The following is a 13223-nucleotide window of genomic DNA, read 5'->3' as shown; positions in this document are numbered from 1 at the left end:
AACGCCACCACCAGATCCACCGACCGCTCCAACGCCACCGCCACCAACCGCTCAGGACCCGCGCCCCGCTCGATCAGCAACCGCGCCAGCCCATTGGCCCGCGCGTCCAACTCCCGATACGACAGCGCCACCCCGTCACAGCAGACGGCCACCGCACCCGGCGACGCCAGCACCTGCCGCGCGAACCACCCCGCCAACGTCAGACCACCCACAGGCCCGGCAGACACATCCGTCCACGCCGCAACCAGACCGGCCCGCTCCTCGGACGACAACACCTCCACCCGCCCCACCGGCCGAGACGGATCCCCCACCACCGCCTCCAACACCCGCACAAACCGCTCGATCAGCGCCTCGGCCTGCGTCCTGTCGAACACGTCCGGCCGGTGGTCGAGGCGGAAGCGCAGCGTGGTGCCCGGCAGGGCGACCAAGGTCAGGGGGTAGTGGGAGCGGTCGCTGGTGCTCTGGCCGACGACGTGGACCGGGTCGGAAGGGACGTTCGCGTCCTGGGGTTCGGTGGTGGACGCGGACAGCCGTCCGGCGTCGTGGGGGTAGTTCTCGAAGACCACCATGGTGTCGAAGAGCTGGGAGAGCCCCGTCGCCTGCTGGATGTCGGTGAGGCCGAGATGCTGGTGGGGGAGCAGGGCCAGCTGGGCTTGGTGGAGGCGCCCAAGCAACTGTCCGACCGGCTCGGCGGAGCGCAGGCGTACGCGGACCGGAACCGTGTTGATGAACAGCCCGACCATGCTCTCGATGCCGGGGAGCTCCGGCGGCCGGCCAGAGACGGTGACGCCGAAGGTGACGTCGTCCCGGCCGAGGATCTTGGACAGCAGCAGGGACCACGCACCCTGGACGAGGGTGCTGACGGTGAGTCCGAGGGCGCGTGCCCGGCCGGTGAGCTGCTCGGTCTGCTCCTGGGTGAGGGAGAAGGTGACGCGCTCGGGAACGGCTGTGCCGGAGCCGGACCGGCCGGACGCCACCAGCGTCGGTTCCGCCAGGCCGGACAGGGCGTCGGCCCAGGCCGCGCGGGCGCCGTCCCGGTCCTGGCGGGCGAGCCAGCCCAGGAAGGTGCGGTACGGCGTGACGGGCGGCAGGGCGCGGGCGTCGCCGCCGTCGCCGTAGAGGGCGAAGAGCTCGTGCAGCACCACGGACAGCGACCAGCCGTCCAGCAGGAGGTGATGGAACGTCAGGGAGAAGCGGTACCGCCGGTCGGCGAGCCGCAGCAGGGTGAACCGGACGAGCGGGGGAGCGGACAGGTCGAAGCGGGTCTCGCGGTCGGCGCGCAGCAGCTCCTCGGCGCGGGCGTTTCGTGCCGCGTCGTCCGGCCCGCTGGTGAGGTCCTCCTCGTGCCAGGGAGTGCGCACGGACCGGGGCACGATCTGCACGGGCGTTCTGAGTCCCTCGTGCCGGAATCCCACGCGCAGGCTGGCGTGGCGGGCCAGCAGCGCGTCGGCGGCCGAACGCAGGGCCGTGGTGTCGAGCGGTCCGGAAATGTCGAGGATGTGCTGGGAGACGTAGACGTCTTCGACGTCCGGATCGTAAAGGCCATGAAAGAGCAGGCCTTCCTGCAGCGGAGTCAGCGGCAGAATATCCTCGAGTCCGGTCTGCTTCACTCCCGCACCTCTCGTTGTTTATGCAATGCCCTCGACGGCTGGGCACGAGTATTGAACACGAGTGCACCGACCCTGTCACCGGATTAAGGGGAGGCTGAATAAGCGCAGGTATCTGGTGTGGCGCGGCCGACGACGTGGGCTTCCGCAACCGCCTATTACGGCGAGAACAGCGCCACTTTGTCGACCCGTTGTGACGTGGTCACTACTCTCGGTGTCATTCCGGGTGCCGGGCCGGCGTTCATGGTCTGTTGACTGGCCTCGGGCGCAGTGGTTATGTTCCCCCGCCAGATGGAATTCTGTCGTGAGCCGCGCGTTGTGTGCCGCGTTTTTGGGGGAATGGCCCATGCCGATTGCTGTCGTAGATCTTCCCAGCGTCACCGATGCGTTTCGCAGAAATGCACTGTCCCAGCCCGAAGCGCCCGCGGTGACTTTCGTGCGCGACCTCTCCGCTGAAAAGGTCGACGAAACGCTGACCTTTGCGGAACTCGACACGGCGGCTCGGGAAATCGCCGTGCGGCTGGGCGCGCGGCTGGTGCCCGGCGACCGCGCCCTCCTGCTGTACCCGGAGGGCATCCACTTCGCGGCCGCGTTCCTGGGCTGCCTGTACGCCGGTGTGGTCGCCGTGCCGGCGCCGCTGCCCGGGCAGTACCGTCACCAGCGCGAACGGGTCACGGCCATCGCCGAGAACGCCGGGGTCGGCATCGTCCTGACGAACTCCGGCGTCCACGCCGACGTCCGCGAGTGGGCCGTCGGCCAGGAGGCGGTCGGGGCGGACGACATCCTGGTGACGGACGAGGCGGAGCGGGCGGATCCGGACGGGTGGGTGGCGCCGCCGCTCGGTCACGACACGCTCGCGCTGCTCCAGTACACCTCCGGCTCCACCGGCGAGCCGAAGGGCGTGATGGTCACCCACGGCAATCTGCTGCACAACGTGGACAGCCTGCGCCGTGCCTTCGGGATGGACGGGTCGACCCGCTTCGGTTCCTGGATTCCGCACTACCACGACATGGGACTGATGGCGGTCCTGCTGCCCCCGCTCGTGCTGGGCGGCTCCTGCGTACTCATGTCCCCCACCACGTTCCTGAAGCGGCCGCACTGGTGGCTGCGGATGGTCGACGTGTACGGCCTCCACTGGTCGCCCGCACCCAACTTCGCCTACGAGCTGTGCGCCCGTCAGGTCACCGACGAGCTGATCGCCGGACTGGACCTCTCCCGCTGGACGTACGCACCCAACGGATCGGAACCCGTGCAGGCGGCCACGCTGACCGCCTTCGCCGAGCGGTTCGCGGCGGCCGGCTTCCGCGCCGGCTCGCCGACCCCCTGCTACGGCATGGCGGAGGCCACCGTGTTCATCTCGGGCGCGGGCTCCCGGGAGCCGGTCGTCCGGCATGTCGACGCGGAGGCGCTGGCGCGGCACGAGTTCGTGCCGGCCCAGGCGTCCCCGCGCACCAGGGCCCTGGTGGCCTGCGGCACCGCGCACGACTACACCGTGCGCGTCGTGGATCCGCACACCCGTGAGGTCCTGCCGCAGGGCAGGGTCGGTGAGCTCTGGCTGAAGGGTGACAGCGTCGCCCAGGGCTACTGGGAGCGGCCGGAGGTCACCCGGGAGACCTTCCGGGCCGAGACCGCCGACGGACAGGGCGGGTTCCTGCGGACCGGGGACCTGGGACTGGTGCACGAGGGCGAGATCCTTGTGACCGGCCGGATCAAGGAGACGCTGATCGTCCGCGGCCGCAACCTCTACCCGCAGGACATCGAGCACGAACTGCGCGCCCAGCACGACGACCTGAAGGGCCTGTTCGGGGCCGTGTTCACGGTCCCGGTGCCCGGCCCGGACCGTGACGAGGAGCGCATCGTCGTCACGCACGAGGTCCGGGGCCGGCTCGGCGCGGACGTCCTCGCGAAGCTCGCCGCCGGCATGCGGCAGACGGTGGCCCGCGAGTTCGGCACCGGCGTGCACGCGGTGGTCCTGCTGCGGCGCGGCGGGGTGAGCCGCACCACCAGCGGCAAGATCCAGCGGGCCGCGATGCGCGAGCTGTTCCTGGCCGGCGACCTCAGAACGCTCCACCTGGACACCGGCCTGAAGGACTCCCGTCGCACCCCTGCGAGGCAGGCGTGAACGCGCGCCCCGCCACCGCCCGCACCGCGCCGTACGGCCGCACGGACCAGGAACACGAGGAACCCGCGGAGCGGGACGCGGAGGACAGCCGCACGGTGCACCGGTCCGCCGTCGAAGCCCTGGACTCGGCGCTGGGAGCCTCGGGCGACGAACACGCGTCGTTCCGGCCCGGGGCGCTGGCCGAACTCGACCGGCGGGAGGCGTTCCCGTCCGCCGCGTGCCGGGTTCTCGACGACTTCGGTCTCCACGCGCACTACGTACCCGTCACGGCGGGTGGCAGGCTGGACGACCACACCGAACTCATGCTGCTGCTGCGCACCGTCGCCCGCCGCGACCTGACCGTCGCGGTGGCGCACGGCAAGACGTTCCTCGGCGCGGCGTCGGTATGGGTGGCCGGGACCGCCGAACAGGCCGACCGGACGGGGCAGCTGGTCCTCTCCGGGGCGATCGCGTCCTGGGGCCTCACCGAGCGGCAGCACGGCAGCGATCTGCTCGCCGGACAGGTCACGGCGACCCGGACCGCCGGCGGCTGGCTCCTCGACGGTGAGAAGTGGCTGATCAACAACGCCACCCGGGGTCACCTCGTCTGCGTCCTCGCCCGCACCGAACCGGACGGCGGCCCCCGGGGCTTCAGCCTGTTCCTGGTGGACAAGCGGCGCCTCGCGGACGGGTCGTTCACCTGTCTGCCCAAAGTCCCCACCCACGGCGTCCGCGGCGCGGACATCAGCGGCATCGCCTTCCACCAGGCCGAAGTACCCGCCGCGGCGCTCGTCGGCGAGACCGGGGCCGGCGTGGAGATCGTCCTCAAGGCCCTCCAGCTCACCCGGACCATCTGCGTGGCGCTGTCCCTCGGGGCCGGCGACACCGCCCTCAGGATCGCCTCCGACTACGCACGCGGCCGCCGCCTGTACGGCCGTACCCTGAGCGAACTGCCACGGATCCGCCGCATCCTGGGCGAGATCACCGCCGCACAGCTGCTGGCGGAAGCCACCGGCATCGTGGCGAGCCGCAGCATCCACGCGCTCACCGGGGAGATGAGCGTGACCTCCGCGGTCGCCAAGGCCCTCGTACCCGACCTGGTGCAGGGCATCCTCGACCGCAGCGCGGAACTCCTGGGCGTCAGAAGCTTCCTCACCGAGGAGTACGCCGACGGGGCGTTCGCCAAGCTGGAGCGCGACCACCGGGTCATCGCCATCTTCGACGGCAACACGGCCGTCAACCGCAACGCCCTGATCGACCAGTTCCCCCTCCTCGCCACCGGCTACCGGCGCGGCCGGACCGACCCGGCGGGCGTCGCCGCCGCGACCCGGCTCGCCGTATCCGTACCGGAGTTCGACCGCGAGCGGCTCGCGCTGATCTCCCAGGGCGGCTGCAGCGTGGTGCAGAGCCTGCCGGACGCCGTCGCACGCGTCCGCGCCCAGGCCGAGGCCGGGCTGCTCCCCGCCGAGGTGGCCGGCCTCGCCGAACGGATCAAGGACGAGACGGACGCCCTGCACCGGGAGCTCGGCACGCAGCGACGGACCGCACGGGACGTACCCGCGGCCGCCTTCGCGCAGGCCGAGCGCTACGAACTGTGCTTCGCGGCGGCGGCCTGTCTGCACCTGTGGCTGAACAACGCCCCCGAGGCACCGGACCCCGGCGGCCCGCCGACCGTGTGGCACGACGCACTGTGGCTGCGGGCCTGCCTGAGCACCGTCCTCACCCGCCTCGGCCACAGCCCCGGTGCAGCGGGCCCCGAGGCCTACGACCGACTCGCCGAGCACGCGCTCGGCACGGCGACACCGACCCTCACCGCCGCACTCGGGCGCCGGGCGAAAGTCAGGAGTGCCTTATGACCAGCACGGCCACCGCGACCGCCGGCCTGGCGTTCCCGCACCGGGCCGACGCACTGGAACAGCACCTGGGCGATCCCCGGCATCCGGCCAACCCGCTGGGCTTCCGGCAGATCCTCGCCGCCGACGAGCGGGCCGAGATGTTCGCCGCCGGGGAGCAGGCGCTCGACGCGTACGGGCTCAACGCCGAGTTCGTGCCGCCCGAGTACGGCGGGCGCCTGACCCGACTGGACGACCTCATCGAGATCATGCGGTCGGTCTACCGGCGCGATCCCTGCCTGGGCCTGGGCTACGGCGTCAGCTCCTTCATCGCGGCCGTCAACATCTGGACCGCGGGCAGCGAGGAGCAGCGCCGGCACGTCGCCGGACTGCTCCTGCGCAACCGGAAGGTCTCCGTCGCCTACCACGAACTGGCCCACGGCAACGACATGGCCGGAATGGAGTTCGAGGCCCTGCCCGGACCCGACGGACGCCTCCTCCTCAACGGGCGCAAGGAGGTGGTCACCAACCTCCGACGCTCCGACGCCGTCGTCATGTTCGCGCGCACCGACCGCCGCCCGGGCAGCCGCAGCCACTCCCAGATCCTCGTCGACAAGTCCTCCGTCCCCGCGGGCCGGATGCTCGATCTGCCCCGCTTCCCCAGCGTCGGCATGCGCGGAGTCCATCTCGGCGGCATCGAGTTCGACGACTGCCCGCTACCCGCCGACAGCATCGTGGGACGGCAGGGCCAGGGCCTGGAGACGGCACTGAAGTCCTTCCAGATCACCCGCACCACGCTGGTCGCGATGTTCAACGGCATGCTCGACACCGGGCTGCGCACCACCCTGCGGCACCTGACCTCGCGGAAGCTGTACGGACGCCGGGCCGTCGACCTTCCCGAGGTGCGGTCCGTGCTGGCCGCCGCCCACGCCGACCTGCTGCTGTGCGACGCGTTCGCCACCGTCGGAGCCCGCGCCATCCACCTCGTCCCGGCCGAGACCGGGATCTACGCGCAGGCCGTCAAGTTCTTCATCTCCCGGATCCTGATGGACGCCATGCACCGGCTGTCCACCCTCCTCGGCGCCCACTTCTACATCCGCGAGGGCGAGCACGCCATCTTCCAGAAGTTGCTGCGCGACGTCCAGCCGGCCGGCTTCGGGCACGCCGCCCGCGCCGCCTGTCAGATGTCGCTCCTGCCGCAGCTTCCGCTGCTGGCCCGCCGATCGTGGCCGGCCGGTCAGGCCGCGCCCGAGGAGCTCTTCCGCCTCGACGCCGAACTGCCGCCCATCCCCTTCGACCGGCTGACCGTCACCGCCGCCGGACGCGAGCGCCTCAGTTCCTCGCTGGCCGCGGGCCTGGACGCGGAGCCGGCCCTGCTGCTCGCCCACCCCGTGATCCGCCGGGTCGGCGGCCACCTCACCGGAGAACTCCGCAGCCTCACCGCGGAATGCGCGGACCTGCCCCCCGTCGAACGGTCCGTCGCGGCGAGCTCGGCGTCGTACGACCTCACCCACCGCTACGTGAACGTTCTGGCGGCCGCCGCGTGCGTCGAGCTGTGGCGCGTCAACCAGAGCCACCCGGACCCGTTCCTCACCGACCCCGCCTGGCTCGCCGCGGTGCTGGCCAGGATCCCGCTGTCGCCCGGCAGCCCGCCCGAACGGCTGCCCCCCGACCTCGAACAGCGACTCTTCGACGAGCTGATCGAGCGCCACGAGTCCGCCACGAGTCTCGGCCTGGTCAGGCGACGACTCGCCGACCACAACCCCCAGGAGAACTGATCATGTCGAGTTTCGCCACCGGCAACTCCGGCTCCAGCCTGTCGTCCGAGGAGCTCACGACCTGGCTCAAGGAGCGCATCGCCGCACACCTGGACATGTCCGCCGACGACATACAGACCGACGAACCCCTCGGGAGCTACGGCCTCGACTCCATCTACGCCCTCACGGTCGTCGCGGAGATAGAGGACCACATCGGCGTGAGCCTCGAACCCACCGTCATGTGGGACGAGCCGACCGTCGACAGGCTCGTCGCCGTCATCTCCGCCGAACTGCCCCTCGCGGCCTGACCGTTCGGCGGCACCACGGGCACGGGCAGCCCGCGGTCCCCGGTCCACCTGTGCAGAAGAGCCCGTCCGGAGAGCGAAGAGAACGTGGGTAGGTGTGCAGTGTCTGAGCATGGGGTTCGTCGGGCTGTTTCGGCCGCGCAGACGGGAATCTGGGTGGGTCAGCAACTGGCCCCCGACAGCCCGCTGTACAACTGCGCGACCTACTTCGAGATCGCGGGACGGGTCGACCCCGCTCTGCTGACCGAGGCGGTCCGCCGTACGGTCGCGGAGACCGAGGCGCTGCGCGTCCACTTCGACGAGGACGGCGACGAGCTGTGGCAGATCGTACGGCCGGCCGGCGGCGACATCCCCCTGCACGTTCTGGATGTCGCCGCCGAGCCCGACCCCACGGCCGCCGCCCGCGCGTGGATGGACGCCGACCTGCTCACCCCGTCGGACCTGCGGACGGGCCCGCTGTACACGCACGCCCTCTTCCACACCGGTGAGAGCCGGTCACTGCTCTACTTCCGCCACCACCACATCGTCCTGGACGGCTACGGGCAGTCCGTGTACTGCCGCCGACTCGCCCGGACGTACACCGAGCTGGCCGCGGGCCAGGAACCTCCCGTCGCCCGGTTCCGCCCGCTGGCCGACCTCGTCGGCCAGGACCACGACTACCGCTCCTCCCCACGCCACGACGAGGACCGCGCGTACTGGCAGGCCGCCTTCGCGGACCTGCCCGAGCCTGCTCCGCTGACGGGCAGGGTCGCCGAACCCTCGCCGGTCGCCCTGCGGCGCACCGTCGAACTGCCCGCCGACCGCACGGCACGGCTCGCCGGAGCGGGCCGCTGGTCGGCCGTGCTGCTCGCCGCGGTCGCCGCCTACACTCACCGCCTCACCGGCGCCGACGACGTGGTCGTCGGTCTGCCCACCACGGCTCGCCCCACCCCCGGTGCGCTCGCCACACCCGCGATGTTCGCCAACGAGGTGCCGCTGCGCCTCGCCGTGACGCCGGACGCCACCCTGGCAGGCCTCGTCCAGCAGGTCGCCACGCGGCTCGGCGGCGCGTTCAGGCACCAGCGCTACCGCAGCGAGGACCTGCACCGCGACCTCAGCCTCTCCGGCAGCAGCGGCGCACTGCACTCCGTCACCGTCAACGCCATGTCCTTCGGGCAGGAGATCCGCTTCGGCGGCCACGACACCGTCATGCATCCGCTGTGGACCGGCCCGGTCAAGGACCTGTCCGTGGTGTCCTTCGGCGACCCGGCGACCTCCGAGCGCGGCGTACTGCTCGAGTTCGACGCCAACCCCGCGCTCTACACCGAAGCCGAACTCGTCGCGCACCAGGAGCGTTTCGTCGCCTTCCTGACCGCGCTCGCGGCCGACCCGGACCAGCCGGTGGGCGACGTCGACCTGCTCGACGGGGACGAGCGCGTACGGATCCTCACGGACTGGAACGACACCGCGCACCCGCTCCCCGGCCGCTCGCTGCCCGAACTCTTCGAGACCCGCGCCCAGCACACCCCCGAGGCAGTGGCCCTCGTCCACGGCACCACCAGGACCACCTACGGCGAGCTGAACGCCCGCGCCAACCAGCTGGCACGGCTCCTCGTGCAGCGCGGCATCGGACCCGAACAGTACGTCGCAGTGGCCCTGCCGCGCTCCACCGAACTCGTCGTGGCTCTCCTCGCCGTCCTCAAGACGGGCGCGGCCTACCTGCCCGTCGACCCCGAGTACCCGGCCGACCGGATCGCCTACGTCCTGGACGACGCGCGCCCCTCCCTCGTGCTGACCACCGGCGGACTCGACGACCGCATCCCCGGCTCGGACGTGCCGCGCCTCCTGCTCGACCAGGCCCGCACCAGCGCCCTGCCCGTCGCCAACCTGCACCAGCGGGAGCGCACGGCCGCCCCCCGCGAAGACCACCCCGCCTACGTGATCTACACGTCCGGCTCCACCGGCCGGCCCAAGGGGGTAGTGATCCCCCGCAGGGCCCTCGACAACTTCCTCGCTGCCATGGCCCACCGGCTGGATCTGACGGCGGACGACCGGCTGCTCGCCGTGACCACGGTCGGCTTCGACATCGCCGGACTCGAGCTGTACCTGCCGCTGCTGTCCGGCGCCTCCATCGTGCTCGCCGACCGCGACGAGGTCCGCGACCCGGACGCGCTGCGCACGCTCATCGCCCGCGAGGCCGTCACCGTCATGCAGGCCACCCCCAGCCTGTGGCACGCGCTGGCCGCCGAGCCCGACGACGCCCTGAAGGACGTACGCGCCCTCGTGGGCGGCGAGGCACTCCCCACCGCGCTCGCGCAGACCCTCAGCGCCGTCACCGCGTCCGTCACCAACCTCTACGGACCGACCGAGACGACCATCTGGTCCACGGCCTCCGACGTCACGGCGGACACCTCCGTCTCCATCGGCCGGCCCATCCTCAACACCCGCGTGTACGTCCTGGACCGGGCGCTGCGCCCCGTGCCCGCCGGCGTCTCCGGCGAGTTGTACATCGCGGGTGCCGGACTCGCCCGCGGCTACCACGGCCGCCCGGCGCTGACCGGCGAACGCTTCGTCGCCGACCCGTTCGGCGCACCCGGAACCCGCATGTACCGGACCGGCGACGTGGTCCGCTGGACGCCGGACGGGCGGCTGGAATACCAGCGGCGCGCCGACGACCAGGTCAAACTCCGCGGGTTCCGCATCGAACTCGGTGAGATCGAGTCCGTCCTGCTGCGCCACCCCTCGGTGGCCCGCGCCGCCGTCGTCGTACGCGAGGACCGGCCCGGCGACCGGCGCCTGGTCGCATACGTGGTGCCAGGCACCGCCGCCGACCCCGGCACGACGGCCCTGCGGACACACCTCGCCGCGTCACTGCCCGACTACATGATCCCCGCCGCGTTCGTCGCGCTGCCCTCGCTGCCGCTGACCCCGAACGGCAAACTGGACCGCAAGGCCCTTCCCGTCCCGGACTACGGCAACGACGACACGGAGCGACGCGCGCCCCGCACCGCGCGGGAGACCGCCCTCTGCGCGCTCTTCGCCGACGTACTCGGCCTGCCCGAAGTCGGCATCGACGACGACTTCTTCGCCTCCGGCGGCGACAGCATCATGGCCACGCGCCTGGTCGGCCGCGCCCGCCGGTCCGGACTGCGGCTCACGGCCCGGGACGTCTTCCGCCACCGGACCGTGGCGGAGCTCGCCTCGGTCACACCGGAGGACGACGGCGCGGCCGGGGCCGAGCCCGCCACGCAGATCGAACTGTCGCACCAGGAAATCGCCCAGGTGAAGGCAGCGGCCCCCGGCACCGTGGACGTACTGCCGCTCTCGCCCCTCCAGGAAGGCCTGTTCTTCCACAACCAGTTCGACACCGCGGCCCTCGACCACTACAACGCGCAGCTGGTCCTCACCCTCGACGGCACCCTCGACACCGCGGCCCTGCGCGCCGCGGCCGACACGGTTCTCGCCCGCCACGCCGTACTGCGCTGCGGCTTCCGGCAGGTCGACAGCGGCCGCGCCCTCGCCGCCGTCGCCGGCACCGCCACCGCGCCGTGGCGCGAGGCCGAGCTGAGCCACCTCGACGAGACCGCGCGCGAGACGGCCTGGCAGAGCCTCCTCGACGAAGAGCGGTGGACCCGCTTCGACCTGGCCGAACCGCCGCTGATCAGGTTCACCCTGGCCCGGTTCGCCACCGACCGGTGGCGGCTCGTCCTGACCAACCATCACATCGTGCTCGACGGCTGGTCCCTGCCCCTGGTCGTACGCGACCTGCTCGCCGCGTACGCCGAGACAACCGCCGGCGTCGGCACGGCAGCACAGCCGCCTCGCGTACGCCCCTATCGCGACTACCTCGGCTGGCTGGCGGGACGCGACCGCGACGCGGCACTCGGGGCGTGGGGCGCCGCACTGGCCGGAATCGACGAACCGACGAGAGTCGGCACCGACCGCCCGGGAACCGAACCCGCGGCCCAGCAGCGCATCCGCTTCGCCCTGTCCGACGACACCGCCCGCGCCCTCACCCGGGCCGCCCGCCGCCACGGCGTCACGCCCAACACCATGGTGCAGGCGGCCTGGGCCCTGCTGCTCGGGCGCCTCACCGGCCGCGACGACGTCGTGTTCGGCGTGACGGCAGCCGGGCGGCCGGCCGAACTCACCGGCGCCGACGAGATGGTGGGCCTCTTCGTCAACACCCTCCCGCTGCGCGCAAGCCTGCGCCCGGCGGAGACGATCGCCCAGTTCCTCCGGCGCCTCCAAGACGAGCAGGCCGACCTCGTCGACCACCAGCACATCGGCCTCGCCGAACTGCAGCGCGCCGTCGGCGCGGGCGAACTCTTCGACACCCTCACGGTGTTCGAGAACTTCCCACTCGACCACGAGGCCATCGCCGCCTCCGCCGCACGCGCCGGCCTCTCCCTCGACGACGCGGAGATCCGCGGCGGCACGCACTACGCCCTGGGCCTGGCCGCGATCCCCGGCACCAGCGGCGACAGCATGAACTTCCGGCTCGACTTCCGCCCCGACCTGGTCGGCCGCGACCTGGCGGAGGGCGTGGCGGAGCAGCTCGTGCGGGTGCTGGAGACGGTGGTGGCGGCGCCGGAGACCCGGGTGGGCCGGGTGCGGGTGTTGGAGGAGTGTGAGCGGCGGCGGGTGCTGGAGGAGTGGAACGGCACCCGGACCGCGGTTGTGGCTGCGGATGTGGTGGCCGGGTTCCGGGCGCAGGCGGGCAGGGTGCCGGAGGCTGCGGCGGTGGTGTTCGACGGGCTGCCCGTGTCGTATGCGGAGCTGGATGCGCGCAGTGAGCGCCTGGCGCGGCTGCTGGCCGAGGCGGGGGTGGGACCGGAACGGTATGCGGCGGTGATGCTGCCCCGCTCGGCGGATCTGGTGGTGGCGTTGCTGGCGGTGTTGAAGGCCGGGGGTGCGTATCTGCCGCTGGATGGCGACTTCCCCGCCGAACGCCTCGCCTTCATGCAGGACGAGACCCGGCCGGTGCTGGTGGTGGACGAGGCGTGGATGGCCGACGCGGCAGACCGCGAACCCGAGCCCGTCACCACCCTGCCGCACACCACGGATGCCGGGCAGGCCGCCTACGTCCTTTACACGTCCGGCTCCACCGGCCGGCCGAAGGGGGTTGTGGTCTCCCGGGGCGCGCTGGCCAACCTGCTGGCCGATATGCGGGAGCGGGTTCCGCTGGCGGACGGGGACCGGTTGCTGGCGGTGACCACGATCGGCTTCGACATCGCCGGGCTGGAGTTGTTCACCCCCCTCACCGCCGGCGCCACCGTCGTCATCGCCCCCACCGGGCTGGTCCACGACCCCGAACGGCTGCGCACCCTCCTCACCGAGGAAAAAATCACGGTGATGCAGGCGACGCCGAGTCTGTGGCGGTCCGTGACCGCCGATCCGGGCGCGGCGGCCGCGCTGGCCGGGGTGCGGGTCCTGGTCGGCGGTGAGGCCGTGCCCGCCGACCTCGCCGAGCAGCTCACCCACGCAGCCGCCCAGGTCACCAACGTCTACGGACCAACCGAGACCACCATCTGGTCCACCGCCACGGTGCTGCACGCAGGCGAGGCCGTATCGATCGGGCGTCCGCTGGCCAACACCCAGGTCTACGTCCTGGACCCCCACCTCCAGCCCGTCCCCGCGGG

General features: G+C 72.1%; 6 protein-coding genes. 5 read left to right on the top strand and 1 reads right to left on the bottom strand.

Features of this window, described 5'->3' with window-relative positions:
• On the bottom strand, positions 1–1610 hold a 1610-nt coding region (locus ACFWWR_RS46715; protein ID WP_384310478.1), incomplete at its 3' end, for a condensation domain-containing protein.
• Positions 1611–1953: 343 nt separating this feature from the next.
• Here ACFWWR_RS46715 and ACFWWR_RS46710 point away from each other — a divergent pair.
• The 5 genes from ACFWWR_RS46710 to ACFWWR_RS46690 all read left to right on the top strand — a co-directional run.
• Positions 1954–3729: a fatty acyl-AMP ligase gene (locus ACFWWR_RS46710; protein ID WP_384310475.1), complete on the top strand. Its 1776-nt coding sequence runs from the start codon at positions 1954–1956 to the stop codon at positions 3727–3729.
• On the top strand, positions 3726–5564 hold the full coding sequence (locus ACFWWR_RS46705; RefSeq protein ID WP_384310473.1) for an acyl-CoA dehydrogenase family protein: 1839 nt from the start codon (positions 3726–3728) through the stop codon (positions 5562–5564). Before ACFWWR_RS46710 ends, ACFWWR_RS46705 begins: the two co-directional genes overlap by 4 nt.
• Complete coding sequence (locus ACFWWR_RS46700; RefSeq protein WP_383877768.1) at positions 5561–7318, top strand: acyl-CoA dehydrogenase family protein; 1758 nt, start codon at positions 5561–5563, stop codon at positions 7316–7318. The genes ACFWWR_RS46705 and ACFWWR_RS46700 overlap by 4 nt, the downstream gene beginning before the upstream one ends.
• A gap of 2 nt (positions 7319–7320) precedes the next feature.
• Positions 7321–7605, top strand: a complete 285-nt coding sequence (locus ACFWWR_RS46695; protein ID WP_383877770.1) for an acyl carrier protein — start codon at positions 7321–7323, stop codon at positions 7603–7605.
• 153 nt (positions 7606–7758) lie between these two features.
• Positions 7759–13223, top strand: a 5465-nt coding sequence (locus tag ACFWWR_RS46690) for an amino acid adenylation domain-containing protein (protein ID WP_384310470.1), incomplete at its 3' end; no start/stop codon positions are given.

This window comes from Streptomyces sp. NPDC058678 (genome assembly GCF_042714835.1).
Classification (GTDB): domain Bacteria; phylum Actinomycetota; class Actinomycetes; order Streptomycetales; family Streptomycetaceae; genus Streptomyces.
This window is presented reverse-complemented; position numbering and strand designations above follow the sequence as displayed.

Bases quoted from the DNA above. Each gene is read 5' to 3' on its own strand.
- ACFWWR_RS46710 (WP_384310475.1), top strand. From the start codon at position 1,954: ATGCCGATTGCTGTCGTAGATCTTCCCAGCGTCACCGATGCGTTTCGC.
- ACFWWR_RS46695 (WP_383877770.1), top strand. From the start codon at position 7,321: ATGTCGAGTTTCGCCACCGGCAACTCCGGCTCCAGCCTGTCGTCCGAG.
- ACFWWR_RS46700 (WP_383877768.1), top strand. From the start codon at position 5,561: ATGACCAGCACGGCCACCGCGACCGCCGGCCTGGCGTTCCCGCACCGG.